The 26,759-nt window shown below is 47.0% G+C and carries 28 protein-coding genes; 27 read left to right on the forward strand and 1 reads right to left on the reverse strand.

Going from position 1 to position 26,759, the window contains the following annotated elements; all coding sequences use genetic code 11:
• Positions 1-138: 138 nt before the first annotated feature.
• From CVU62_14010 to CVU62_14135, 26 genes are all read left to right on the forward strand, one after another.
• Positions 139-477 carry a hypothetical protein gene (locus tag CVU62_14010; GenBank protein ID PKN36627.1) on the forward strand — a complete coding sequence of 113 codons (339 nt, stop codon included), beginning with the start codon at positions 139-141 and terminating at the stop codon, positions 475-477.
• 56 nt (positions 478-533) lie between these two features.
• Complete coding sequence (locus CVU62_14015) at positions 534-1,103, forward strand: hypothetical protein (GenBank protein ID PKN36628.1); 570 nt, start codon at positions 534-536, stop codon at positions 1,101-1,103.
• 153 nt (positions 1,104-1,256) lie between these two features.
• Entirely contained in the window at positions 1,257-3,611 is a 2,355-nt protein-coding gene (locus CVU62_14020; GenBank protein PKN36629.1) for a peptidylprolyl isomerase, read from the forward strand.
• A 35-nt stretch (positions 3,612-3,646) separates the two neighbouring features.
• A complete protein-coding gene (locus tag CVU62_14025) occupies positions 3,647-5,296 on the forward strand; it encodes an NAD-dependent malic enzyme (protein ID PKN36630.1) in 1,650 nt (549 codons plus the stop codon).
• Positions 5,297-5,551: 255 nt separating this feature from the next.
• On the forward strand, positions 5,552-5,734 hold the full coding sequence (locus CVU62_14030) for a CsbD family protein (GenBank protein ID PKN36631.1): 183 nt from the start codon (positions 5,552-5,554) through the stop codon (positions 5,732-5,734).
• Between the two features lie 218 nt (positions 5,735-5,952).
• Positions 5,953-6,291: a hypothetical protein gene (locus CVU62_14035; GenBank protein PKN36632.1), complete on the forward strand. Its 339-nt coding sequence runs from the start codon at positions 5,953-5,955 to the stop codon at positions 6,289-6,291.
• Between the two features lie 147 nt (positions 6,292-6,438).
• Entirely contained in the window at positions 6,439-6,639 is a 201-nt protein-coding gene (locus CVU62_14040; protein ID PKN36633.1) for a hypothetical protein, read from the forward strand.
• A 351-nt stretch (positions 6,640-6,990) separates the two neighbouring features.
• Complete coding sequence (locus tag CVU62_14045) at positions 6,991-7,608, forward strand: NAD(P)H:quinone oxidoreductase (GenBank protein PKN36634.1); 618 nt, start codon at positions 6,991-6,993, stop codon at positions 7,606-7,608.
• Positions 7,609-7,660: 52 nt separating this feature from the next.
• Positions 7,661-7,993, forward strand: coding sequence for a four-helix bundle copper-binding protein (locus CVU62_14050; GenBank protein PKN36635.1), 333 nt, complete (start codon positions 7,661-7,663; stop codon positions 7,991-7,993).
• Positions 7,994-8,065: 72 nt separating this feature from the next.
• Positions 8,066-10,162 (forward strand): catalase HPII, encoded by a 2,097-nt coding sequence (locus CVU62_14055; GenBank protein PKN36672.1) that lies wholly within the window; start codon positions 8,066-8,068, stop codon positions 10,160-10,162.
• Between the two features lie 115 nt (positions 10,163-10,277).
• The gene (locus CVU62_14060; protein ID PKN36636.1) at positions 10,278-10,961 is read left to right on the forward strand and encodes a type 1 glutamine amidotransferase domain-containing protein; all 684 of its coding nucleotides are present in this window, start codon (positions 10,278-10,280) and stop codon (positions 10,959-10,961) included.
• Positions 10,962-10,991: 30 nt separating this feature from the next.
• Positions 10,992-12,200 carry a hypothetical protein gene (locus CVU62_14065; GenBank protein PKN36637.1) on the forward strand — a complete coding sequence of 403 codons (1,209 nt, stop codon included), beginning with the start codon at positions 10,992-10,994 and terminating at the stop codon, positions 12,198-12,200.
• 52 nt (positions 12,201-12,252) lie between these two features.
• Complete coding sequence (locus tag CVU62_14070) at positions 12,253-13,632, forward strand: hypothetical protein (GenBank protein PKN36638.1); 1,380 nt, start codon at positions 12,253-12,255, stop codon at positions 13,630-13,632.
• The gene (ccsB, locus tag CVU62_14075; GenBank protein PKN36639.1) at positions 13,629-14,477 is read left to right on the forward strand and encodes a c-type cytochrome biogenesis protein CcsB; all 849 of its coding nucleotides are present in this window, start codon (positions 13,629-13,631) and stop codon (positions 14,475-14,477) included. The genes CVU62_14070 and ccsB overlap by 4 nt, the downstream gene beginning before the upstream one ends.
• Positions 14,478-14,724: 247 nt before the next feature.
• Entirely contained in the window at positions 14,725-14,946 is a 222-nt protein-coding gene (locus CVU62_14080) for a hypothetical protein (protein ID PKN36640.1), read from the forward strand.
• Positions 14,947-15,056: 110 nt separating this feature from the next.
• Positions 15,057-15,191, forward strand: a complete 135-nt coding sequence (locus tag CVU62_14085; GenBank protein ID PKN36641.1) for a DUF3096 domain-containing protein — start codon at positions 15,057-15,059, stop codon at positions 15,189-15,191.
• 78 nt (positions 15,192-15,269) lie between these two features.
• A complete protein-coding gene (locus tag CVU62_14090) occupies positions 15,270-15,422 on the forward strand; it encodes a DUF3309 domain-containing protein (GenBank protein PKN36642.1) in 153 nt (50 codons plus the stop codon).
• A 244-nt stretch (positions 15,423-15,666) separates the two neighbouring features.
• The gene (locus tag CVU62_14095) at positions 15,667-15,984 is read left to right on the forward strand and encodes a hypothetical protein (protein ID PKN36643.1); all 318 of its coding nucleotides are present in this window, start codon (positions 15,667-15,669) and stop codon (positions 15,982-15,984) included.
• A gap of 226 nt (positions 15,985-16,210) precedes the next feature.
• A complete protein-coding gene (locus CVU62_14100) occupies positions 16,211-16,495 on the forward strand; it encodes a hypothetical protein (GenBank protein ID PKN36644.1) in 285 nt (94 codons plus the stop codon).
• A gap of 184 nt (positions 16,496-16,679) precedes the next feature.
• Entirely contained in the window at positions 16,680-17,234 is a 555-nt protein-coding gene (locus tag CVU62_14105; protein ID PKN36645.1) for a hypothetical protein, read from the forward strand.
• A gap of 416 nt (positions 17,235-17,650) precedes the next feature.
• On the forward strand, positions 17,651-19,438 hold the full coding sequence (locus CVU62_14110) for a TIGR03768 family metallophosphoesterase (protein PKN36646.1): 1,788 nt from the start codon (positions 17,651-17,653) through the stop codon (positions 19,436-19,438).
• A 65-nt stretch (positions 19,439-19,503) separates the two neighbouring features.
• On the forward strand, positions 19,504-19,953 hold the full coding sequence (locus CVU62_14115; protein PKN36647.1) for a hypothetical protein: 450 nt from the start codon (positions 19,504-19,506) through the stop codon (positions 19,951-19,953).
• A gap of 47 nt (positions 19,954-20,000) precedes the next feature.
• Positions 20,001-20,303: a rubrerythrin gene (locus tag CVU62_14120; protein ID PKN36648.1), complete on the forward strand. Its 303-nt coding sequence runs from the start codon at positions 20,001-20,003 to the stop codon at positions 20,301-20,303.
• A gap of 8 nt (positions 20,304-20,311) precedes the next feature.
• Positions 20,312-20,689 (forward strand): hypothetical protein, encoded by a 378-nt coding sequence (locus CVU62_14125; GenBank protein PKN36649.1) that lies wholly within the window; start codon positions 20,312-20,314, stop codon positions 20,687-20,689.
• A gap of 52 nt (positions 20,690-20,741) precedes the next feature.
• Positions 20,742-22,133: a cardiolipin synthase gene (cls, locus tag CVU62_14130; protein PKN36673.1), complete on the forward strand. Its 1,392-nt coding sequence runs from the start codon at positions 20,742-20,744 to the stop codon at positions 22,131-22,133.
• A 6-nt stretch (positions 22,134-22,139) separates the two neighbouring features.
• Complete coding sequence (locus CVU62_14135; protein ID PKN36650.1) at positions 22,140-23,222, forward strand: MBL fold metallo-hydrolase; 1,083 nt, start codon at positions 22,140-22,142, stop codon at positions 23,220-23,222.
• Between the two features lie 36 nt (positions 23,223-23,258).
• Here CVU62_14135 and CVU62_14140 read toward each other — a convergent pair whose 3' ends face one another.
• Positions 23,259-24,293 (reverse strand): hypothetical protein, encoded by a 1,035-nt coding sequence (locus CVU62_14140; GenBank protein ID PKN36651.1) that lies wholly within the window; start codon positions 24,291-24,293, stop codon positions 23,259-23,261.
• A 567-nt stretch (positions 24,294-24,860) separates the two neighbouring features.
• On the opposite strand from CVU62_14140, the gene CVU62_14145 reads away from it, so the two are divergent.
• On the forward strand, positions 24,861-26,759 hold a 1,899-nt coding region (locus tag CVU62_14145; GenBank protein PKN36652.1), incomplete at its 3' end, for a hypothetical protein.

A 26,759-nucleotide genomic window follows, 5' to 3' on the forward strand; every position in this document is an offset into this window, starting at 1 on the left:
CGCCGGCGATGGCAGAGGTGCGTGTAAATGTCGGTATTTCTCTGCCGCCCATCGCATTTCCGGGGCCGCCCCATCTGGTTGTAATACCTCAGACGAATGTTTATGCCGTGCCTGACGTGGACGCGGACATCTTCTTCTATGGTGGTTGGTGGTGGCGTCCTTGGGAAGGCCGCTGGTATCGTTCGCGGAGCTATGACGCCGGCTGGCGCCATTATCGTGGGCGTCCATCTTTTCATCGCAGCGTACCCTCCGGTTGGAGGAATGACTACAGAGAGAGTCGCTGGAGAGGGCGTGAATGGAATCAACAAAGAGTCCCCCACGATCAAGTTCAGCGGAACTGGAGAACATGGGAACGAAATAGGCATTGGCAGAAACAAAATAATTGGGGTGTCCAGAGTTCGAGGGGTGCCCGAAAGCGATCACAACAGCAACAACAACAGGGAAACCATGAAAGAGGAAGAAGGTAGAGAAACATGATTTCTTAAGGAAATATTCTGGATGTGCAAACAAAAAATTAAACAGGAGGTTTAAAAATGAAAGTGATAACAGCAAAGAGAGTGCTCATGTTCATAATTGCCGTGTTCTCCATGAGTTTGATGTTTGGGTGTGCCCATATGTGTCGGGATGAATATGGATGTCCGGTAAAATGTTCTACCGCGGCTGCGCCAGAAAAGGTTGTCATCCTTGCTTCTGAACCAAGGGTCGAGCAAAAGGTTGTGGCTGCCGCAGCCGAGCCGAAGGTTATTGTCCTTGCGTTTGAGGACATACATTTCGATTTCGATAAGTCGACGCTTAAACCGGAAGCGCGGACGATCCTGAAAAGGAATATCCAGGTTCTGAAAGATAATCCTAATGCTCATGTCCGCATTGCAGGATATACCTCTGCTTCCGGCACTGAAGCCTACAACCAGAAGTTAAGCGAAAGAAGAGCAAAAGCGGTTGAGGATTATCTTGTCAGCGAAGGCCTCATCTCAGAAGGCAGACTTACCATGATCGGCTATGGCGAGTCAGATCCGGCAAGTTACGAAGCAGCGCCTAAAGAGCTTTACTCGAAAGCAGCAAAGTCAAACATGAGAGTTCTTTTTGAAATTGTCGTGCGATAGCAGCATCTGGTTATCGGGTTAAGAGTCCGGAAAGATGTTTTACATCAATCCGGACTCTTGCGTTTAATAAATAGTATGGAAAAGGCTAAGGTATGTCGGCAATAGAACACGGGAAGTGGACAGGCTTATTAGCTTACTTAGGAAGAATAATCCATGAAATATAGAATAGCGTTCAGTTTAGTGATGATAGGCATCTTTATCGCATGTGCGACGAAAACACTGCCGCCGGTGGTTTTCCAGATTCCGACAAGACATATAGATTATATGACAGAGGTAAAACCGCTGTTAGACAAGCGCTGTGCTGTATGCCATTCCTGTTACAATTCCCCGTGCCAGCTCAAGCTCGATTCTTTTGAAGGCACCGACCGCGGCGCATCGAAAAGAGCTGTTTACAATGGCTCACGACTGAGATCCATGGATCCAACGCGTCTTTTTACGGACGCTCAATCGACTGAGGAGTGGCGTCAGAAAGAATTCTTCAGCGTGACCGATAGCAAAGTATCAGGCGAGTTGAATGATTCCATCATGATCGAGATCCTTTCCCACAAGATAAAAAACCCGAAAAGCGTAGGAGAGTACCGCTCTGAAGCCAACGATCTGACCTGTTCCGAAAACACCGACGAACTTGCAGGGTACCTGGAAAAACATCCGAACAACGGTATGCCCTTCGGATTTCCCGCGCTCAAGCCCGAAGAATTCGCTATCATTGCGGGCTGGCTGGTGCAGGGCGCTAAGGGTCCTGATGCCGTCCAGCAGAAGGCGTTAATCACACCGAAAGCAAGCGATGCTGTGGCCATAAAACAGTGGGAAACATTTCTTAACCTCGACGACGCCAAGCATGCCATGACCGCTCGCTATCTTTATGAGCATCTGTTTCTGGCCCACATTAAATTCGGAACACAGACTAATGAATACTACGAGCTTTTCCGCTCGAAGACTCCGCCCGGCGAGCCTGCTGATCTGGTCGCCACCGTGCGCCCTTATGATGACCCGGGTGTCCCGCGGATATACTATCGTTTCCGGAAGATTCACTCCACGATCGTCGAAAAAACCCATATGGTATTTGAGCTTGATGACGCCAAAATGCGTCGCATCGAGGAGCTTTTTATCCAGCCTGAATGGTTGCAAACCCCGCATACTATAGGATATGACGTGAAAATGAGCGCCAATCCTTTTGTCGCGTTTGAACAGATTCCTCCGCGTTCGCGCTACCAGTTCCTGTTGGATAATGTACATTATATCATCATGACTTTCATCCATGGTCCGGTCTGTAAAGGTCAGATTGCCCTCAATGTGATCAATGATCATTTCTGGATCATGTTCGTTGATCCCGATCACGATCTGAGCGCGGCGAATCCGGCCTTTCTGAAGATGCACAGCGACAAATTACGCATGCCGATTGAAGTCGGCAGTGACATGCGCGTTTTTAACGCGTTGACCGACAAATATAAAAAGGACGCCGTTGAGTTTTATAAAGCGAGGCAGGATTATTACACGACGCATAACTACGCCGGTCTTGGCTATGAATTTATATGGAAGGGAAACATGGCCGCAGATGCGCCCCTGCTTACGGTCTATCGCCATTTTGACAGCGCATCCGTGCATAAAGGGGTACTGGGAAATCTGCCGCAAACTATGTGGGTGGTGGACTACCCTCTGCTGGAACGTATCTATTATGCACTGGTTGCCGGGTTTGATGTGTACGGCACGGCCGGCCATCAACTGGCACTGCGGCTCTACATGGATCAGTTGCGCGTTGAAGGCGAGAGTTACTTTCTGGATTTTCTGCCCGCGTCCAGGCGGCAGGAATTCATGCAATCGTGGTATAAGGACATTGATCTCAAAAAGATTGATTACTATTCTTCCACCCTGCCGGCAAAAATTTCCTTTGTGACGAACGAACCAAACCGTGAGTTCATCGAATACATTGTGAACCGGCACATTTTGCCTGCAACAAATATCGCCTTTGATGCCGTGAACTATGAGCGGGGCGATGTTGCCTATCCCGGATTGCCTGATCAATACGAAACGACCAATGAATACCTCAAGGCTTTTCGTGCCATATCCAAACCCGGCACGCCGTTTTTCTTATTGATGAATGATTACAATATCAAAATCGCCTATATGAGAATCCGCCTGAAAAATGGAAAAGACCTGGCCATCTCCATCGTGATCAATCAATGGCACAGCAATGTTACCCATCTGTTCGGTGAAAAGGCCCAGCTCGATGTATCAAAGGACAGCGCCGATTTTATTTCCGGGCTCATCGGATCCTATCCCAACTATTTTTTTGACGTCCGGGAAGAAGACCTGCCCGACTTTTTTGATATCCTGGCCCATTTTGATAAAAGCCCGAAAGCTTTTGATCGACTGGCCAAATACGGCGTCAATCGCGCAGAAGACCGGCTATGGGATACGTATGACTGGTTTCAAAAACGATTTTATGAGGATGAGCCCGTAAATTCGGGACTTTTCGATTTGAATCGTTACTACTACCTCGCTAAATGAACATAGAATTATTAAGATAATCGTGGAGAGAAAAGATGTCGAATCATGAGCCAAGTATTACAGAATTGCCAAAAGGCATTGAGCTACTTCACGATCCGAGTCTAAATAAAGGAACATCCTTTACCGCGGCAGAACGCGATGCGCTTGGGTTGCACGGATTGCTTCCACCGCGCATCTTCTCGCAAGCCCAGCGCGCTCAACACGTAATGAACAATATCCGCCGCAAGACAAGCAACCTCGAAAAATATCTTTATCTGATCGGTCTGCAGGATCGCAACGAGAAGCTTTTCTATCGCGTTCTTGTCGACAATATGGCGGAACTCAGCCCTATCGTTTATACGCCGACCGTGGGGCTCGCCTGCCAGGAGTACAGTAGGATTTTTCGCAGGCCGCATGGCCTGTTCATCTCGAAGTACGATCGGAACCATATTAAAGAGGTTTTACTAAACTGGCCACATCGGGATGTTCGTGTAATCATTGTCACTGACGGTGAAAGAATTCTTGGCCTGGGTGATCTCGGGGCGAATGGCATGGGAATTCCCGTGGGTAAATTATCGCTTTATACGGCCTGCGCGGGCATTGCTCCGCAGACATGTCTGCCGATCATGATCGATGTCGGAACCAATAACAACGAAGTCATGAACGATCCGAGTTACATTGGCTTGCAGGAAGCGCGCTTGCGGGGCGATCAATACGATGCTCTGCTCGATGAGTTCATGGAGGCAACCAGTAAACTATTTCCGCGCGCTATGATCCAGTTCGAAGATTTTGGAAACATAAATGCTTTCCGCCTGCTGGAAAGATACCGGAACCGCTTTTGCATGTTCAACGATGACATTCAGGGAACCGCCAGCATGACGCTGGCCGGATTGCATTCAGCACTGCGTATGATCAGCGGCAAACTTACCGGACAACGGATTGTGGTTTTAGGTGCAGGCGGTGCCGCTCTCGGTATCGGCAGCCTCATGATTTCCGCGATGGCCGGGGAAGGTCTCTCCATTGAAGACGCCCGTCGCCGCTGCTGGTTCGTGGATTCCAAGGGACTTGTTGTCACCAGCCGAGCCGATCTGTCTGAGCACAAGCGCCGCTTTGCCCAGGACTATCCTTTCCATCGGGATCTCCTTGCGGTCATCGAAGCCGTTAAACCAACGGCGATTATCGGGGCATCTGGCCGGCCGGGCACCTTCACCCCTCAAGTGTTGGAGGCGATGGCCCGGATCAACGAAAGACCAATAGTATTTGCGCTTTCCAACCCGACTTCCCAATCGGAATGCACCGCCGAAGAAGCCTACCGCTTCACGGATAAACGCGCCATCTTCGCCTCCGGCAGCCCGTTTGCGCCAGTGGTGATGGACGGTCACACCTTTGTGCCGGGTCAGGCGAATAACAGCTACATCTTCCCCGGCGTCGGATTGGGCATTCTTTCCTCGGAGGCATCCCGCGTTACGGATGAAATGTTCGCCGCAGCCGCCAAAGCTCTGGATGAACAGGTTTCTCAGGAGGACTTTAGGCTGGGGGGGATTTATCCTTCCTTGTCGAACATTCGCGAGGTGTCGGTCAATATAGCGTTGGCAGTCGCCAAGGTCGCATTCGCGAGAGGACTCACTGCGATGCAGGAGCCTCCCGATCTGCCAGGTCTTATCAAATCGAAGATGTATGATCCGACCTATCATGATTATATCTGAGGAGATCAGCATCTAATCCACCATTCTTCAAAGTATCCCTCAATATGCTGAGGCTCCGCCAAATACTGAGGCCAAAAGAATCATTTCATAATTCCCATAATTTTCTGTGATTGATCTAACCACATACTATTAAAGATGAATTAAAATTTCTGACTATTTCCAGTTGTTGGCAAGCTGGTTGCAATACTGTCTATATGATGTCGGTCATAATATGAGTGTCCTTACTTAAGAAGCGCATGGAATTGTCACAAATCATTGCTTCACTGTGCGTTCCATGCCGATGCAGAAGGCAAGTTTCACGAAGTGAAGGGTAAGGTCAAGGAAGTCGCCGGGAAAATAAGCGACAATCAAAAGTTGGAAGATGAAGGGACCGTTGAAAAGATAACCGGCCAGGTTCAGGAAAAGGTCGATCATGTCAAGAAGGTTTGGGGGCAGTAGTAAGAAAAACGTATCCTATACCGATGAAGGAAAACAATGCGCGAGATTAGTGACAAGACCAAATGCAAGGTCAAACAAGCAGTAGGCAACATGGACGGAAACAAAAGGTTCAAGCGAGAGGAATGAACGCAAGAAAGTCTAAGGAGCGGTCAAAGGAAGAATTCGAAAATGAAACAGATGTTCAACAAAGTTAATGGAGGAATTTACCATGAGTACTACTGTTAGATTTTACATTAACGACGGAACAGCTTTCATTGCAGAAAAAGGCACGCGAATTCGCCTTGAAAGAAATACTGCCGCTGGCATGGTTTTATGATGAAGCAAATGAAATGCCGATGCAAATTATCAATAAAGCCTCCGCTCTGGGATTAATGAACGGCGGCATGCCGAAAAAATACGGCGGCCTGGGTTATGGTTCTATCGAAGGCGCTATCGTTACTGAAGAGATCGCTGCCGTCCGTTCCGGAGTGAAACTGGCGGGAAGGATTTTGAAAAGGAGCTGTCCGGCAAAACTGCCTGGCGCTGCAAGATATGCGGACATATTCATATGGCAATGAAACGCCGGAAGAGTGTCCGTATTGCTTCTTCCCCGGCAGCGCATTCAAAAAATTCTGGCCTCGGGAAGAAGACGCTCATAAAACTTTGCACATGAGTCGGGCACGGCCGGCCAAAAATTAAAATCACGGATATAAAGGAGATCAAAAATGAAATATAGAGATTCTTCGGTAAGAAAAGGCAAGGTAAGTGAAAAAAATGAAAAGAATTTTAAAGAAGAGATATTCGACACGGGTGCATGGCGCTGTGAGGCATGCGGACATATAGATTATGGTTATGAAACATCGGAAGGGTGTCCATATTGCTTTTACCCTGATAACGCGTTTAAAAAATTACAGAGGCAGGGATAAGACGATAAGAGCCAATGATGGCATCATGACAAATTTGTTCCATGTTGTCACGGCATTGACGGAACAATTTAAAAAGAAGATGCACAAGTAGTATGTAGTGCAGAGCTGTTTTTACAAACAGAGATTCTTCGGGAACTTTTTGTTAATCGACCCGGTAATTGTCGTCTGATTCAAAATGAAAGATCAAATCACGGGTAGGAAACCCCAAAGCAAGCTGCGGAGGTTCCTACAATAGTCCCGCGTCGCTTCGCTCCTGGGATAGTTCGTCCAATAAATTTCAGTGCGCTGGGCTTCTGAAACTTGGGACTTACTAAATTGGAGTTTCACGAATAAAGAAAGGAGTGCAGAAATATGAAGGTTCTAATCGTTTATTACTCAATGTATGGTCACATATACAAAATGGCCCAAGCAGTTGCTGAGGGTGTAAAACAGGTCAAAGGCGCCGAAGTAAAAATGTATCGTGTGCCGGAAACTTTGCCCGATGACGTTTTGAAGAAAATGGGCGCATCAGACTTTCAAAAGAAAACTTCTCAGATCAATGTTTGCACCGCGGATGATTTGGTTTCTGCCGATGCAATTATATTTGGCACACCTACACGTTTTGGAAATATGTGCGGTCAGATGCGCCAATTTCTCGATTCTACCGGAGGGATTTGGGCCAAGGGACTTCTTGTCGGTAAAGTAGGAAGTGTCTTTGCCTGTTCAGCAACACAGCACGGCGGCCAGGAATCAACCATCCTTAGTTTCCATATTACATTACTTCATCAGGGAATGATCATCGTAGGGTTACCTTATGCTTTTGAAGGGCAAATGCGCATTGATGAAATCACCGGTTCATCTCCTTATGGCGCTTCAACCATTGCCGGAGGCAAAGGCGAAAGAATGCCCAGCGACAATGAACTACAGGCGGCAAGATACCAGGGCAAACATGTTGCTCAAATTGCCGCAAAAGTGGCATGCAAAGATTAATTGCAATTCCCTATAGAAGAGATCAACAACAAACAAAAAAGGAGAAAAAGTTATGTCACATACACAATACGAAGGTTGTATCGAAGTCTGTAACGAATGTGTAACATCGTGTGAACATTGCGCTTCATCTTGTCTGCATGAACAGGACATAAAAATGATGGTGCGATGCATCGAACTTGATCGGGATTGCGCCGATATTTGCAGTTTGGCCGCTCAACTCATGTCACGCGGCTCATCGTATTCAGCGAAAATCTGCGCGTTATGCGCTGAAATTTGTCAGGCGTGCGGTGATGAGTGCGCCAAACACAAAATGGAGCATTGTCAGCAATGCGCCAAAGCCTGCCATAAATGTGTCGAAGAATGCTGGAAAATGGCAAAGAAATAATAACGACCATCCAATCCTTGCTGTGGTTGGCATTACAAACAAAGGGGATTAATTATGAGCAAACAAAAAAAGATGAGTTATTTTGGAAAACGCAAACAAGAGAAGGGTGCGGTTCTAAGCGAAGACGCCCAAGCAGCTAACGGCGACGAGCTGCACCAGATCGCGGGCGGAGAGCACCCGGCGCTGACCACAAACCAAGGTGTTTCGCTTTCCGACAATCAAAACTCACTTCGGGCCAATCCGCACGGTCCTACGCTTCTTGAGGATTTTGTCCTTCGTGAAAAAATCACACATTTCGATCACGAGCGAATCCCTGAGCGTATTGTTCACGCACGAGCCACGGGTGTGCATGGATTCTTCGAGCTGACCACCTCGTTGAAGCAATACACCACGGCAAGGATACTCACCGACGTAGGTGAGAAGACACCCTTGTTTACCCGCATATCGACTGTAGCGGGCGGTGCAGGTTCGGTAGACACCCCGCGTGACGTACGCGGGTTTGCCATTAAGTTTTATACCAAGGAAGGCAACTGGGACATCGTCGGCAACAACGTCCCGGTTTTCTTCATCCAGGATGCCATTAAATTCCCCGATCTCATCCATGCCGTAAAGATGGAACCCGACCGCGGCTTTCCGCAATCGGCGACCGCACACGATACCTTCTGGGATTTTATTTCGCTCACGCCTGAGTCCATGCATATGGTGATGTGGATCATGTCTGATCGCACCATACCGCGTTCACTACGAATGATTGAAGGATTTGGCGTGCATAGTTTCCTGCTGATTAACGAGACAGGCGTTTCAACATTCGTTAAATTCCACTGGCGTCCCAAGCTCGGCTTGCAGTCCACTATTTGGGATGAGACTGTCAAGATTTGCGGCGCTGATCAGGACTTCCATCGCCGCGATATGTTCGACGCCATTGCCGCCGGTCATTTCCCCGAGTGGGAATTCGCGGTTCAGCTTTTCACGCAAGAGGAAGCAGATAAATTTCCCTTCGATCATCTGGATGCGACAAAGTTAATACCCGAAGAACTGGTGCCCTTAAAAGTGATCGGCCGCATGGTGTTGGATCGCTGGCCGGACAATTTCTTTGCTGAAACGGAGCAGGTCGCATTCTGCCCAGCCAACATCATTCCGGGCATCGATTTCTCGAATGATCCCCTTTTGCAAGGCCGTTTATTTTCTTATGTCGACACGCAGCTTTCGCGTCTGGGTTCGGTCAATTTTCACCAGATCCCGATCAATGCTCCCAAGTGTCCGTTTGGAAACCAACAACGCGACGGACACATGCAGATGGCGCAACCGTCGGGCCGTGTTGCGTATGAGCCCAACACTTTGTCGGAAAACTCACCTCGCGAAACGTCGACGAAGGGATTTCATAGCGCTGCGGTAACTGAAACCGGTGAGAAAGGCCGCATCCGCGCCGAGAGTTTTGCCGACCACTACAGCCAGGCGCGGCAGTTCTATCTCAGCCAGACATCCTATGAGCAGGCGCACATCGCCTCGGCATTGGTGTTTGAGCTTTCCAAGGTCGAACATTTGCACATTCGTAAGGCGATAGTCGGTCACCTGCGGCATATCGATGAAGACTTCGCCCGCCGTGTCGCCGCAGGCCTTGCCTTCGACAAAATGCCCGACGCCCCGCATGCCGCGGCACCCGTTAAGAAAATGAAGCCTTCACCTGCATTACAGATTATCGGTAAAATGAAAGATACACTCATGGGACGCGCAGTGGGCATCCTCATTGCGGATGGGTCAGAAGGCGCAACTATCAAGAAGATTAAAAAGGCCGCAACCGATGCGGGGGCTGCCGTAAAGATTGTCGCGCCCAAAGTGGGCGGCGCCAAGCTTGCCGACGGCTCATTGCTTCCGGCTGACGGTCAACTGGCCGGCACACCTTCCGTGCTATTCGACGCAGTTGCCGTCATCCTCTCCGACGAGGGCGCAAAGGCACTGTCGAGGGAAAGCGCCGCAATCGATTTCGTGCGCGATGCTTTCGGTCATCTCAAGGCTATCGCTGCCGACAAAGGTGGTTTTGCGCTTTTGAAAACAGCAAATATCGGAAAAGACGCAGGCGTCGTGGAGGCAAGCGACAAAGACGCCTTTATTACCGCGGCAAAGACGCGCCAATGGGACCGGGAAAAGTCCGTGCGAACTTTGGCATAACCGCAAGTTCAATGCTAAGCTGGAGCGTTGGACAGAAAAAGAAGTGAATGAAACAAGTCATGTTATGATTTTACACAGGACTTTAATGGCAGGGTCTTAGAAAAAGGCGTTAGCTATGAATATTCTTATTGTTCTTACTTCTCATGATCAACTCGGTAATACCGGAAAGAAAACCGGTTTCTGGCTGGAAGAGTTCGCCGCGCCTTATTACGTGCTAAAGGATGCCGGAGCTTCAATCACACTGGCCTCTCCAAAGGGTGGCCAGCCGCCGCTAGATCCGAAAAGCGATCTCCACGAAAATCTGACCGAGTTAACCAAGCGCTTCCGTGCTGACAAGGCTGCACAGGCAGAACTTGCCAATACGAAAAAGCTCTCCGACGTCTCCGCGGACGATTTCGACGGAGTCTTCTACCCCGGTGGACATGGCCCGATGTGGGATATGCCTGATAACAAGACATCCATTGTGCTGATCGAAGCCTTCGTGAAGGCCGGAAAGCCAGTCGGTGCGGTGTGTCATGCGCCGGCCGCATTGGTTAATGTGCGCGGAAAAAATGGCGAGTATCTGGTTAAAGGTAAGCGCGTGACCGGGTTCACGAATGCAGAAGAAGAAGCCGCGGGCTTGAGCAAAGTCGTACCTTTCCTGTTGGAAGACCGTCTAAAGGAACGGGGTGGCTTATACAGCAAGGGTGTCGATTGGACTCCCTACGTTCAAGTGGATGGCAACCTTGTGACCGGTCAGAATCCGGCTTCCTCGGGGCTCGCAGCGGAAGAGTTACTAAAGCTGCTTCGTTTAGTTTGAACTGAAGTGAATGAGATGAAAAATCATAGAATGATTATGTTCTGGACACTGCTGGCGATGGCACTAATGGGCTTTGCATGTGCCGCAGTTCTCACTACTAAAGACACTGCAGAACCTTTCGGCCCCGGTATGCAAGCAAATGTACATGGCACATTGAAGACCGGTAATGAGCTTGCACAAAACAATATATCCGATGTGAGGTACGACGTGCAATCTTCTGATAACAAATTAGAGGGCATAACCAAATATGAAAATGTCTCTGTTGATGAAGAACGCCTGATCAAAGATATGGGAGTTATCTTACAAGAAAAGATGTCCAGGGATTATCCCACAGGCCTTACCAAACGTGACGCCCACCCTAAAACGCTTGCCTGCCTGCAAGCTGAATTCATTGTGGAACCGAATATACCGTCAGAGCTGAAGAAGGGAATATTTAAGTTTCCCCAAACCTATCCCGCCTGGATTCGAATTTCGAGCGCAAGCGGTAAGATCCAGTCGGACAAAGCCAAAGACCTGCGTGGTTTTGCCATAAAAATCATTGGTGTCAAAGGGGAACGGTTTCAGACTCAAAACAATGAGAAAGAAACGCAGGATTTTGTATTACTTAGCTATCCGAGCATGCCCTTAGGAACGGTCAAACTGTTCCATGACGCGGTGTACTACAGTATCAAATATTCGCCCCTTGTCTTTCTTGCTCGCCTGGTTGTTACCGGAGATTTCCATATAATCAATGAACTACGTAAGGCGAGGCAAAACCAAACCTCTCCGTTGGATATCCGCTATTGGAGTACAACTCCTTATTTATACGGTGCGGATCGTATCGTAAAATACTCACTCGTTCCCACTTCGCGCATAAAAAGCTCCCTGCCGCAAAAACTGAGCGATCATTATCTCACTGAAAATATGGAAAAACACCTGATTGCGCATGAGGCAAGCTTTGATTTTATGATTCAAATTCAAAAAGGCACCGGCCGGATGCCGGTTGAGGATGCCGGTGTGGAATGGAGCGAAAAGGAATCCCCCTTTATTAAAGTGGCCACCCTTCGTATTCCTCCCCAAGCGTTCCGCACTAAGGAACGCGAGGATCTGGCTGAAGATTTGTCGTTCTCTCCGGCGCATTCCTTGATTGATCATCGACCGATCGGTGGCATCAACCGGGCAAGGGTAGAAATTTACCGGTACTTATCCGAATTCCGCCATAAGCAAAACAACAAGCAGTGGACAGAACCTCGCAAGTAGGTGGATAGATGTGACATGAAAGATTGACGGGTACAAGGAGCATGTTAAGTTATTGCTGAATAATAATTCCCTGTGGTCATTTTTTTCTTCTGTGAAACTGACAATTACGCTTCTCGTGTTAATTGTCCTTGTCTTCATTGCCGCCACCTTCTTGCCGACGTATGACGTTGTTCAAACATTTGCCAGACGGCTTTCGCCGGGAGCAGTTCAAATTATTCTCTTCTTTCGTTTCTTCAATCTTTATCATTCTTTGCTATTCTATTTCCTGATGACACTTCTATCGCTTAACTTGATAATCTGTTCGATAAATCGTTTCCCCGGATTATGGAAGCAATACAAAGTTCCGCCTTTACCGGAACCGGCCGGTATCTTCGAGAATCTTCCACGGGTCCAGATTATTACGGAAGATAAAGCAATCAGCAAAATAAAACTGATCGTAAAATCAAGCCTGAAAAAACAATATCGATCCGGCAAAGAAGCTGAGACGGAAAAAGGATCCATTTTTTATGCTGAAAGGGGGCGTTTCTCTCTCTTTGGTGTTTACATTATTCACTTGAGCATTTTAGTGATGATGGCGGGAGCGATTATCGGCTCCATCTTTGGCATGGAAGCCGATATCAATATTAAAGAAGGTGAAACGATCAATCTTGCCAGTCTGACGAAAGGCAATGGAATACACGATCTGGGTTTTTCAGTCCGCTGCGATAAATTTATCGTCGAATTTTACGAAGACGGCACTCCGAAAACATATCGCTCGGATTTAAGCTTCATCAAAAACGGAAACGTTGAAAAACAGGGATCACTGCTGGTCAATCATCCCTTAACCTTCGACAAGTTCCGTTTTTACCAGTCCAGCTACGGTGTCGCGCCGGAAAGCAAGGCAATACTCACATACACGGTTGCCGGTAAGAAGAGCGGCTCCATGGCGCTCGTCGCTGGAGATACTTTTGATTTGCCGGAGGGCAAAGCCAGGGGCTTTGTCATGCGTGTTGAAGAAAACATGATGCAGTGGGGGCAAGCCGTAAAGTTGAGAATTATTTCCCCGAAAAAGGATATCCAGTTCTGGGTTTTTTACCAACTTGACAAACTTTTAGCCTTGAAACCAAATCTCTTGACGGAAGCGCCGATGTTCAATCCCGGTCTTTTTGCACCCTTTGTTTTTTCCATTGACCGGGTCGAACAGACTTATTACACCGGTTTGCACATCGTCCGTGATCCCGGTGTTCCCCTTGTTGTGCTGGGAGGAGTGCTCATGATCACAGGTTTAATAATCGTCTTTTTTATGTCGTACCAACAGTTTTGGGTGCTGATAGAGCAAGAAGGAGCGCAAATCAGCATCAGCATTTCCGGCAGGAGCAACCGGAATAACCAGCAGATACAAAACAAAATAGATTGTTTGCGCGGGCAAATCAGCGAGGAGTTGGAAGCATGAACCACACGATGATTTTAAGCTGGGTGACTTTTATCTATTTTGCTTCCTTCGTCTTCTATCTGCTTCGGTTGATTTCCGGAAAAGAATTCTGGGGACGCGCCGCCTCTTTTTTAGTCTGTGCGGGATTTGCCGCGCAAACGATTGGTCTGCTTCTCAGATGGAGAACCTCTTACAGCCTGGGCATTGGACATGTGCCTCTGGCCAACCTTTACGAATCCATGGTCTTTTTTTCCTGGGCCATCATTCTGATTTATCTGATTATGGAATGGCAAATTAAAAGCAGGATTATCGGCGTCTTTGTCGTACCGATGGCATTTCTGGCTCTGGCCTATGCCTCCATCGCGCCGGGCATCAATAGTCGTATCGAGCCCCTCATTCCGGCTTTGCAAAGCAATTGGCTGACCACCCATGTCGTAACCTGTTTTATGGGATATGCCGCATTTGCCATTGCCTTTGGCTGCGGTTTAATCTATCTGCTGAAAAGCATGGGGAAAGGTAATGAAGAAAAACCAGCAGGATTTTTAGAAAAACTACCCGCCTTGGCAACGCTGGATGGATTAATTTATCAGAGCATCGTTCTCGGTTTTGTTTTTCTCACCATCGGAATCATGACGGGGTCCATCTGGGCGCATTACGCCTGGGGTTCTTACTGGAGCTGGGACCCCAAAGAGACATGGTCGCTGATCACCTGGATTATCTACGCGATTATGCTGCATTCGCGGCATGTCCGGGGCTGGCGGGGAAAGCGCATGGCAATCCTTGCCCTCATAGGGTTTGCCTGTGTTCTGTTCACCTATCTTGGCGTGAATTATCTTCCCGGTTTGCACAGTTATCTCCGGGCATAAAACCAATGTTGCCCTTTCACTAGTATCCCTCAACATGCTGAGGCTCCGCCAAATACTGAGGCCAAATGAATCATTCATGCTTGGTGGGCTGTTCCCTTCTGTTAATCTAACCAACTGTTATTAAAGCATGAAACAGAACTTATAATTCTCTTCGGGGTGTTGGCAGGCTACTTGCTATTAGATGTGTACGAACATTTTTGTCATGCGAATTAATGTCCTCTATGGGAAGCGCATGGAGTTGTCACAGATGTTCAAGAAGGGGTTTGTCATGAAATGGACAGGTATTTATCTTATTGGTTATATCATTTTGATTGGTGGTCTTCTTGCCGCGTTATGGAAAATGGGTATTCTGGCCAGCATCGGTACGACATGGACATTGATCGGCGTTGTGATCACAATCGGTGTTGGCATCATGCTCGCAGTCACCAGTAGCGGCAGCAAAGAGAAAATTGAAATCGGCCGGAAGTGAAATGCCAGGTTTTTGAAGCATGATGGCCGAAGAGTTAAGCCGTAACTCCGGTGTCGCAATGCATCAGGAAAATATCGGCTCAGGTAAAGCCGAGAAAGGAGACAAGTGCCATGCAAATCGCTATATCGCCACAGCCGGTGGTTTCTCTAATTGCGGGAATATTGATTTTTATTTTCCCGAAACTATTAAATTATATCGTTGCCATCTATCTCATTGTCATTGGCATTCTCGGATTGATCCGATGAGTGGCTTACGGATCTTATACGAAGGTAACCTTATAACTACGAAACAAGAGGGTTAAATAACAGTAAAGGAGGAAAAATATGGGCACAATACTGATTGTAATTTTGGTACTCATTCTTGTCGGCGCACTACCCACCTGGCCTCATAGTAAGAACTGGGGATACTATCCCAGTGGTGGAGTTGGATTGATTCTTCTGATTCTGCTCATTCTGTTACTGATGGGGCGGATCTGAGATAAGTTTAGCGCGCAGCGCTTCAAGGTATTCCGGGAGGGTGAGGAACCCTCTTAAGGAGTCCTATGAAAGTTGGCATTCTCGGAGTTGTCCGATGATTGGCTTGCAAATCTTCTCTTATTCCATACTGGGAAATTAGCATCTCAGTGGCAAGGAGAGTTAGGAGAGATTGCTCTCCGCAGGTTATTGGACTCATCTCCGCTGGAAGAAAATAAGAAAATCAACGTAAAAAGGAGAATTTAATATGGAAGAGCAAGAGGGAACAAAAGTTAATTTTTTCAAGGGATTATTAATTGGAGGCGCATTGGGCGCATTGGCAGGCATTCTCTTTGCACCAAAATCAGGAAAAGAGCTGAGATCGGATATCAAGAAGAAAGGGAACAAGATTATAAAGGATGGACAGGAAATTTATGCCGATGCCAGCACGAAAGCAAAAGAGATTTTTGTGGAAGTCAGGGATAAAGCAAAGGAGTTGAAGAAGGAAGCCGAAGACGCCGGTGAAAAGATGTCCGACGAAGTTCATGAAAAGATGGGGCAGGTCAAAAAGGTTTTTGGGAGGTAGTGAGAGAGCGGCGTATCATATAACCACGTGTTCGGTTTTTTACAGGTAAAGGATATGTCCATAAAAAGAGGGGTCGTTATGAAAAGTTTTATGCCGGATATAGAGAGTTGCACTAATAAGAATGACTATTTTCAGCGGGTACTTTTCACGACAAAACAGACGAAATATAGAGTCAACTGCGCGCAATAACGCGCTCAGTATTTGTTCAACATAGAGGAGGATCATCATGAGATATTTATTTGTAATTGTATTGGCACTGTCGGTGCTGGCATTTAGCGCTTGTGAACGACCGACGACAGTGGAAGCCCCTGATACCGTTGTGGTCACACCTCCCGGACCTGCAGGAGCACCAGGAGCACAAGGTGCACAGGGAGTACAAGGAGCACAGGGAGTGACGGAAAAAGGCGAAACCGGTTCGACCGGAGCCACGGGTGCCGAAGGTGCCAAGGGAGATCAGGGTCGTAAGGGTAATACCGGTGGTGACACGATAGTAGTTGTTCCAGATCGCTGATGGGGTTGCTTAAGAGACTAAATAATTTATTTGTGAAACTCCAATTTAGAAAGCGAAGCACAGCGGAATTGGTAAGTTGAATCCCGACACTGTCGGGACGAAGCGGAGGGTATAATGCCCCGCAGTTTGCTTTGGGGTTTATAACCGTGATTTATTAACGAAATACAACAAAAGGGGAAATAAAATGAAACATGCAAGAATTAAAATTATTTTCATTACGTGCGTCGTCGCGATTATAGGAATCTTTTCGGTTTCCTCTTACGCGGCTACGGCCAATGAGATCGATGCCAGAGTAAATGCGTCCCTCGACCGGTTTGTCAATGAAGTCAAGGGTGCGCAGGAGTTTCTTAATGCCGCCAAGGGAGTTCTTATCGTCCCTAAAGTCATACAGGGTGGACTTGTAGTCGGAGCCGAGTATGGTGAAGGAGCCTTAAGGATAGGAGGTAAAACGGTCAGTTATTACAACATTATTTCCGGGTCTTTCGGCTATCAGATCGGAGCTCAGGAGAAGGACATCATTCTTGTGTTCATGAGCGATAAGGTATTAAAGAAATTCCGTAACAGTAAAAACTGGAAAGCGGGTGTTGATGCCAAGGTAACCGTGGCCAATGTCGGTGCCGACGGTTCTATAAACACTTTAAATATTAAGCAGCCCATTGTCGGGTTTGTCTTTAGTCAGAAAGGGCTTATGGCCGGTGCCACGATAGAAGGTTCAAAATTTACGAAATTGAAAAAATAAACAGCACCGAGGCATTCAATTATCGGTTCTCTGACCTTACGCAAGTGGCATGTTTTGATACAGCTATTCATCGTGACATGCCACCGCGTATGGCCTGATTTGAAGCCGGGTAATTCCAGTTCGCCTCGGTAATGGTGCCAGTAAAACCGAACGTCACCCCCTCCGGCGTTGCGGTTTTACTGGCAACCTCGCAAATCCTGTGGCAACGGTGATTGGATTTCGTAGGACCCTTCAGCCTAATTTACAATTTGTTTGGAGATGTTCGGTTTGCGCTATTGTGTGATGATGCGGATCTGACGGTCGCTGAGTAGAAAGAGGAAAAGTCATGAGAAATAGAATATCTCCATGCCTTGCTTTTTTTGTTTTAGGAGAGGATGATAATTTAGTTTAATAATCAAAACCGGAGGAGGGGTTTTATGAAATCATTTTATGAATACGAAAAGTTCTGGTTTGTCTTTTTAACGGGCATGCTGATTTTCTCTTTATCGGGATGTTCAAAATCTATCGTCAGAAATCAAATTCAGCCCGAAGGATACTCGATTGCCTCCGATGTTCAAACGACGGTGCAGAGAACGATCGCTCCCAGTTCGACACCTTCGACAGCGATTAATCTTTGGGAAATTTCCAAATACAGTCAATACGGCTATGGAAACTGGACTTATGGCTCGGGTCTTCCCTACGACAAGCGACTCGATGTCATGCCGGCTGCATATAGCGATTCAGCCGTCACTAAAAAAACAAAACTTTTGAATTTCTTTACCATATCCGATATCCATATCACCGACAAAGAATCTCCCAACCAGTTGATCTATCTTCAACGCCTGCATCCCAAATTGCCGGTTGGAGGATCTCTGTATTCAGGGATTATGATGTATACAACGCATGTTCTCGACGCAGCCGTCCAGACTGTCAATGCCCTGCACAACAAAGACAACAAAGCAAATCCGTTTGACTTCGGCCTCTCTCTGGGTGATACCTGCAACACCACTCAGTACAATGAACTTCGCTGGTATATCGATGTTCTGGACGGCAAGATCATAACGCCCAGTTCCGGAGCCCATCTCGGAGCCAACACCATCGATTATCAGAAACCTTATCAGGCGGCAGGACTGGATAAGACGATTCCCTGGTATCAGACGCTTGGCAACCACGATCATTTTTGGATGGGTTCAATCCCTGTCGACTATAGTCTTAGAAAAGACCTTCGGCAATCCTTCACCAGCGACGAAGTGTTCGCGACGGGAGATATACTCGCTAACCCGGCAATAATTAATAACCGTGATTACTACATGGGCGTATTCGACGGCTCGACTCCTTACGGTGACATTATCAAGGCAGGACCTGTTGGAAATTTCAGCAGCGCTCCGAAGGTTGCAGCCGATCCTGATCGCCGTTCACTTTTAAGGACGGAGTGGATGAAAGAATTTTTTAATACGTCTTCCATTCCGGCCGGTCACGGTTTCAACTTGACCGATGCCAACAATGGCTTTGCCTGTTACAGCTTTATGCCTAAGTCGAACATTCCGATCAAGGTTATCGTTCTCGACGATACCCAAAAAGAAGATGACGGCTCAGCCGACATTCACGGGCATGGCTTTCTGGATCAGGCACGCTGGGCTTGGCTGAAAAAAGAACTGGCTGACGGTGATGCCGCTGGTCAATTAATGATTATCGCCGCGCATATTCCGATAAACGTCGAAGTGACGGCGCCTAATTCCGAAATGGGTTGGTGGGTCAATCCGCAAAATGCCGTGACTCTGCCGGATCTGATTGCGGAACTTCAAAACCATCCGAATATTATCGCGTGGCTCTCGGGGCATCGTCATTTGAGTACCGTTAAAGCATTTATCTCCGCTGATCCGGTCAACGCTCCGGAAAAAGGTTTCTGGCAGATTGAAACTCCATCGCTGAGGGATTTCCCTCAGCAGTTCCGGACTTTTGAAATTTACCTCAACAGCGACTATTCAATTTCAATCGTTACCACCGACGTTGATCCGGCAGTCCAGGACGGAACGCCGGCGGCAGCATCGCGTAAATATGCCATCGCAACAGCTCAGATAGTCGAGACGGGGGCTCTTACTACTAAATGGAATCCAACTAATGATCCAACTATAAAAACAATGCCAACCGGTTCATACAATGCAGAGCTTTTAAAGAAGTTGAGCCCGGCAATGATACTTAAGATGCAGAGACTGTACCCGTAAACCATAAGATAATTGTTTTCACTAAGACGATATTTGCAATAAAAACAAGTTGGAAAGGAGATTGTATGATTTCAAAAATTCTTGTGCCATCAGATGGATCAAAAACAGCTAAAAAAGCAGTTGTGTACGCGGTTGATCTTGCCAAACAATTGAAAGCTTCAATTATTATCCTGAGCGTTATTGATCAGAGGTCACTAATAGCTAACACAGTCTCCGCATCGGAAACTCCACGGCACACAATAGAGCCTATTGATGATTATCTGAAAGAGGCTGCCGAAGGATTTGCCGGAGAAATAAAAAAACTGTGCGATAAAAACGGTGTCGCATCTTCAATTTCTATTAAGAAGGGGCATCCGGTGGAGGAGATTGTGAAGGAGGCCAAGAGATCCAAGGCCGATCTTATTGTTATGGGTTCCCATGGAAGAAGCGCCTTATCAGCCACAGTCCTTGGTAGTGTATCCTATGGTGTTATCCATAATGATAAAAGTATTCACGTGCTCATTGTGAGGGGTTGATTGCAATAGGACACGAACCCAAAAGGATGTAATAAAGGAGAATAAACATGCCAGAGTTCGGATCGCCCTTTTCAGGGTTAGCAAACGACAGGATGCTCACAAATGAGGAACTCATCAGAGCAATTCGTTTCATGGTGGCAGCAGAGTACGAAGCGATTCAGTTGTATATGCAGCTTGCCGAGTCAACCGACAATACGCTTGCCGTGGAAGTACTCAAAGACATAGCTGATGAAGAACGCGTTCACGCAGGAGAGTTTCTGCGATTGCTCCACGCACTTGCTCCCGATGAAAAAAAGTTCTATTTTAAGGGGGCGAAAGAAGTAGAAATAGAAATCAAGAAAAAGAAGTAGAGGAAAACATGAAAAAAATATTGGTCGCAGCATTTGTAATCCTGGCGCTATTTTCCGGGGCGGTAATAGCCCAGGATGATATAGAAAAAAAGAAAATCGAATTTTTATTGTCCTCCATAGAGAATTTAAAAGGAGCAAAATTTATCAGAAACGGCTCAGAGTATAATGATGGAAAGGCAGCCGCTGCGCATTTACGACTGAAACTTAAAAACGCCGGTGGCAGGGTCCAGACCGCCGATGATTTTATAAGCCTATGCGCTTCCAAATCCTATTTTACAGGTAAACCGTATATGATCAGATTCTCTAATGGAGAGACTATAAAATCAGAAAAATATTTTCGAGAAAAACTAAAGGAATATTGTTCAACCATTAAAAAATGTGACTGATAAAGAGATTCGGTGGATAGTTATGGCGCAGGAGAATTATTTTGATAAACATATGAAAATTGCCAAACCTTTCTTTTTTTTCTTTTTGCTAATATCCATTATGAACCTCATCAATGGATGTGCAACCTTGCCGAATGTCTCTAAAAAAATTGACGCGACTCCGACTGCCCGGGAACCTCGCCAAATCGTTTCGGCCAAAGGACTGTTATCTCAAGAAAAAAGTAAAGCTATCATGGAACGGTTGAAGCAATCGGTCAACCCGACGGACGTATTGGAGCGTTACACGGCCGTGATAGAATCGGTTACCGAAAGCCCGCTGACCAAAGGGAACAAGGTCACTCTGCTTATTGACGGTCCGGCGACCTATGCCGCGATGTTTGAAGCTATACGCGGCGCCAAAGACCATATCAACCTGGAAACCTTCATTCTCGAAGATGATGAGATCGGGAAAAAATTTACAAATCTGCTGCTGCAAAAACAGGCCCAAGGGGTTCAAGTCAACATCATTTATGACAGCATGGGAAGCATTACAACGTCCGAATCATTTTTCAAACGCTTGCGGGAGGGAGGAATTCAGGTGGTCGAATTCAATCCTGTAAAGCCGCTGAAAGGCCACCTGAAATGGCTCATGGTAAATCCGGATCACCGCAAGATTCTGATCGTTGACGGTAAAGTCGCCATTAGCGGAGGCGTCAACATCAGTAATGTTTATTCGGGTAGGCCATCCGGAAGGAAAAAAGTAAAAGGAGATTCCTTGCCCTGGCGTGACACAGATGTTCAAATTGAAGGACCCGCGGTGACTGAGTTCCAAAAGCTTTTTATGGATACATGGTCCAAGCAGGATGGACCGAAGCTTTCCGAACCCCACTATTACCCTGATTTAAAAGAAATGGGCAATGCCCTGGTGCGAGTCGTCGGCAGTACTCCCGGCTCCGACAACAGGATTACATTTATTGTGTATGTGGCGGCTATTACGTTTGCGGAGCGCTCTATTCATCTGACGAATGCCTATTTTGTCCCTGATAAACAAATTCTAAAAGCTTTTACGGATGCGGCCGTGCGCGGTGTTGATGTAAAAATAATTCTTCCTTCCAGCACCGATTTTCAATTTATCATAGACGCGGCGCGGCATAATTATTCCGAGCTTCTGGAATCTGGCGTGAAGATATATGAGCGCCGCAACGCCGTATTGCACGCGAAAACCGCGGTCATTGACGGCGTCTGGTCAACAGTCGGCTCCACCAATCTGGACTCCCTGAGCCTTCTGAGTGATGACGAGGTGAACGCAGTTGTCCTGAGCCGTGAGTTTGCGGTGGAAATGGAGCGCATGTTTGCTGATGACCTTGCCCAATCCGATCAGATCCAAAAGGATAAGTGGGGGAAAAGACCTTTATCGCAAAAAATCAAGGAAGCGGTTGCACACTTATTTTCCCGTTGGCTGTAATACCAAATGAGAAGAATTAAACAGTTTAGTATCTTTATTATATTTCTTGCGGCACTTTTAGTTGGCGGTTGTTCTACGACCGTCAGCACTGTTGTTGATCAGGGAGCGCCGCAAGTAAAACAGCAGCCGGCGCATCATACGAAAAATGGTTTTCGTAATATTTATGATAAGCCGGAGCATGGATTGGCGAATTTTCTGCGTTGGAAGTTGGGGATTATACCTGATGAAGAGCCGGCCATTACTCCTGTTCCGATACTACCCTATGTGCCGGATATTGTCGCACCTGATTATCAACGTATCGATCATCCCGATCCCGCTAAAATACAGATTACCTGGATAGGCCAGTCAACTTTTTTAATCCAGGTTGAGGGGATCAATATCTTAACGGATCCCGTTTTTAGCAAAAAATTATCACCTGTTCGCGGCTTTGGTTTCAAGAGGAACAGTTCTCCGGGGATACCCTTTGATCGTCTGCCGACGATTCATGCCGTTCTCATAAGTCACAGTCACTATGATCATCTCGATTTATACACGGTTAAAAAGTTGGGCAACAAACCGAAATATTTTATTCCTCTGAATCTGGGAAAGTGGTTCCTCGAACAGAAGATTACAAAATATGTGGAAATGGATTGGTGGGATAAAGTGATATTCAAAGGTATCCGTATCGTATCTGTACCGAGCCAGCATTTCTCCAGGCGAACTGTCCGTGACGGCAATAAAACGCTTTGGACAGGGTGGATACTGGAAACGAAACATGGGAAGATACTCTTTGCCGGTGATACGGGATACTCAGTTCATTTCAAGGAAATCAGAGAAAAGATGGGTCCGATGCGCCTGGCGCTCTTGCCCATCGGGTCATATCGGCCTCGCTGGTTTATGAAGACCATACATATGGATCCCGCGGATGCCGTGTCCGCCCACAAGGATCTGCAGGCGGAGCAATCCATTGCCATGCATTGGGGGACCTTTTATATAGCCGATGATCCGCTGGCTGAACCGCCTCTCTATTTGAAAAAAGCCATGAAAGAGGCGTTCATAGCGGATGATTCCTTCCTCGTGATGAAATTTGGTGAGACACGGGTTTTTTGAATAAGAACCGGATAAAAAATCTGCTTTCAAATTCAATTATTTGTAAGTTTGAACTTCGGTAGCATTTCCAAAAGCGCTGGAGTTTACGGAAGCTGAGATTACAGACAAATCAATATTAGTAAACAGCGGGAAATGGTCAGAAGGGTAATATTTATTCCATTTTGGATGAATAATTATCGCGTCTTGTACCCGGACAGAAGAAGGGACAAAAATATAGTCAAGTTTGAACCGGAAAAATAATCTGCGATACCCGTGAAAAGTAGCGACATGTCGATCATTTGGATACCTTACCCGAAAGGTGTCCATTAATGGTTCGGGATTGGAGATAAATCCTTTTTTTCTGATTTTTAAAGGAATTTTACCTTTTAAATATTTTATGGGCGCACTCTTTTCTCTGGCATTAAAATCCCCCGTCAGTACAAAAGGATCCGAAGAAGTCCGCTTATGAATAAACTGGGTCAAAAAAACGACGCTGTTTTTTCGCGAACGCTGAGAAATATGATCCAGGTGGACATTATAAAAATAAAAAGCCTGCCGGGATTTTTTTTCAATCAGGCGCGCCCAGGTACATGTTCGCGGCATGATGTTTCCCCATCCTTTTGATCCCGGGATAGCGGGTGTATCTGAAAACCAGAAGGTGCCATGCTCAGAGAGGAGAAAGCGTGATGCATTAAAAAAAATGGCATTGTGCAATACTTTGCTGCCGCCTAAATTTCCAATATCAACCTTCTCATATCCGGGAAGCATGGTGCGGATCTCTGATATTTGAAAGTTCAACGCTTCCTGCAGGCCCAGAACATCGGGACGATAATGATTCAAAAGTTCGCATACCCTGTTACGACGAAATCTCCAGTGATTTTTGCCGTCTTTCGCCGTTCCGCGCCGAATATTAAAACTCATGACATTTAAGTTCAATCCGGCATTTGGCATCAGATTGGAAAAAGAAATCATTTCGGGATTCGGAATTCTTCGCAGAGGATTAAAACCCCAGAGCCAAACGACTGGCCGACGAATTTGAGCAATTGATTTTTTAGCGAACAGAAGACCTTTCGCTTTTTTTGTCTTAACCATATTTCACATAACCTTTTTGAAATGACGCGGAAGTCTTATAATTAGGTTAATTATGATAAATGAAAAAACAAGTCATCGTACGACAAATAATCAAATTAGTTTATTCAGGATCAATCGAACTAGCAGGCATTTATAGATTCGGCAACTCCGCTGATCTCGATGTGCCACTCGCGATTTATGAGACGCGTCCCACTTCGTTCGTTTTACCCCAGTGCTTCGCCATACAAAGATGTGCTCATTATCGTACATCGCTGCGCTCCTGGGATAGTTCCCAATCCCGACATATCGGGATTGGATAATTCGACTAACAAACTTCAGTGCACTTTGTTTCTGAAGCTTGGGTCTCATCAGTATCCCTCAATATACTGAGGCTCCACCACATACTGAGGTCACACGGATCAGTTAATACTTTTGGGTTATACTCTATTATTAAGCTAACGAGCTGTTATTAAAGGATGAATAAAGAATTGCGATATCTCTGGTTGTTGGCAAGCCATTTGCAACTATAATCAAAAGAATCAATCAATCGGTTAAAAACAGGCAAGGAACGAATAAAGGAGAAAAACAATGAAGAAGCTGAAGATATGGATGGGTTTAGTAGGGTGTTTGCTGCTTACAGCGCTGATGATGGTTCCGCAAGTATTAGCTGCAAATGCGCCTGTCATCACGGTAGGCCGCGTATACTATATCGAAGGGGATCTTCTACGATATATTCCTGAGGATAATGACTGGGTGGCAATGGTCAAAGACGCACCCTTCGGAACAGAGGATACACTTTTTTCAGGAAACGAGGGGATGGCGGAGATGTTTGTCCCCAACGGGACATGGATGAGAGTCGGGAACAATACACAGATTCAGATCATCGCCCTCGACTCAGATCTTTCCGAAATGGATGTGGCTACGGGCATGGCCCGTTTCTATAACAAAGGTTCCGAAACAGTTATCAAAGCCACCAGTCCCTTCGGGTACGTTCTGGCTTACCCCGGAACGGTCTTCGACTTTTACGTGGGTGAGAACTCGGCAGAAGTGGTTGCGGTGAAGGGGACGGTAAGTTTCGTCCACACGGCAACTGATGCTCAGTACGATGTGGATGCCGGCTCCCCGTCCATTCTTGCCGATGAGCGTCAGGTATCATCCGGCGACGGCACTGTTGATCCCGACTGGAATAGATGGAACAATACCCGTGAAAACTTATGGATGTCAAAAGCCCGGATAAGGGGTCGTTCGGTAGAATATCTTCCACGCAGCCTCAGGGACGAGTCGTATGCCCTGGAAGAGAACGGAAGATGGGAAAGCGTCCCTTATGAGGGTACATCGCACTGGTTCTGGCGTCCTACCACCGTAGCGGTGGGATGGTCGCCCTTTTCCGCCGGGCGCTGGACCGACTGGAATGGGGACCAGGTATGGATCCCTGCGGAACCTTTCGGTTACGTTACTCACCATTACGGCAATTGGATCTACACGCGGAATTCCTGGTACTGGGCACCGCCGGTAGTGCGTGTGCGCGCAGGCCTTTCCCTTCTGAACATCGGTTTCTTTTGGTCTCCTGGAAGGGTTTCATGGATTCACCATGACACCTATGTGGGATGGGTGCCATTGGCGCCGCGCGAGACGTACTACAGCCATCGCCGCTGGGGAGGACCCCATGAGGTGGTCGTAACCAATAACACCGCCCGGATCAATATCAATATTGGAAGCTATGCCTATGCAAGCCGTGCCATCATTGTTCCTCGGGATAACTTCTACCGTGTGAATAATTACAGGAATGTCCGGGTAAGCAATATGAACTCCACCACGATTATCAACAACTATAAAGCGGCACCGGTCGTCAATAATACCGTGATCAACAATTACACCACGAATAAACAGCGGCATAACTTCACAAACATAGCGGTAAAGGAAAAGCCCCACAATACGGTGATTAACCGAATCGAGAAAAACAAAACCATTATTCAGAAGGGAAAGAAAGAAAACGCTACTGTGGTTCGTCAACAAGTTAAGGGTATCAAGGCAGGAAAGGTCAACAGCGAGGCCCGTATCGAAGCGCCCCAAAGCACGAACTATATCGTGCCGGCCAAAGAAGTGAGCAAACCAAAATCGGAAATAAAACTTAAGCAAAAGAAGATCAAAACCGGCGGAAAGCCAGGGCAATCCGTAAGACCGGAGCGAGTCACTCCGGCAAAGACTAATCAGCCCGGTCAGCCCTCAGCACCTTCAAAGCCGGAAATGACTACTCCCGGCCCGCAGACGTCGCAACAGCAACAGGCGCAGGAGCGGGGTAAGCAAAAGCAGCTTCATCAGCAGCAGAAGCAGGAAGAACAGCAACAGGTTCAGGAGCGGGGTAAGCGAAAGCAGCTTCAGCAGCAGCAGAAGCAGGAAGAAGAGCAACGGGCGCAGGAGCAAGACAAGCAACAGCAGCTCCAGCAACAGAAGCAGGGAGATCAGCGACGGGCGCAGGAGCAGGAC

It is taken from the genome of Deltaproteobacteria bacterium HGW-Deltaproteobacteria-2, from assembly GCA_002840505.1.
Lineage (GTDB): Bacteria > Desulfobacterota > Syntrophia > Syntrophales > Smithellaceae > Smithella.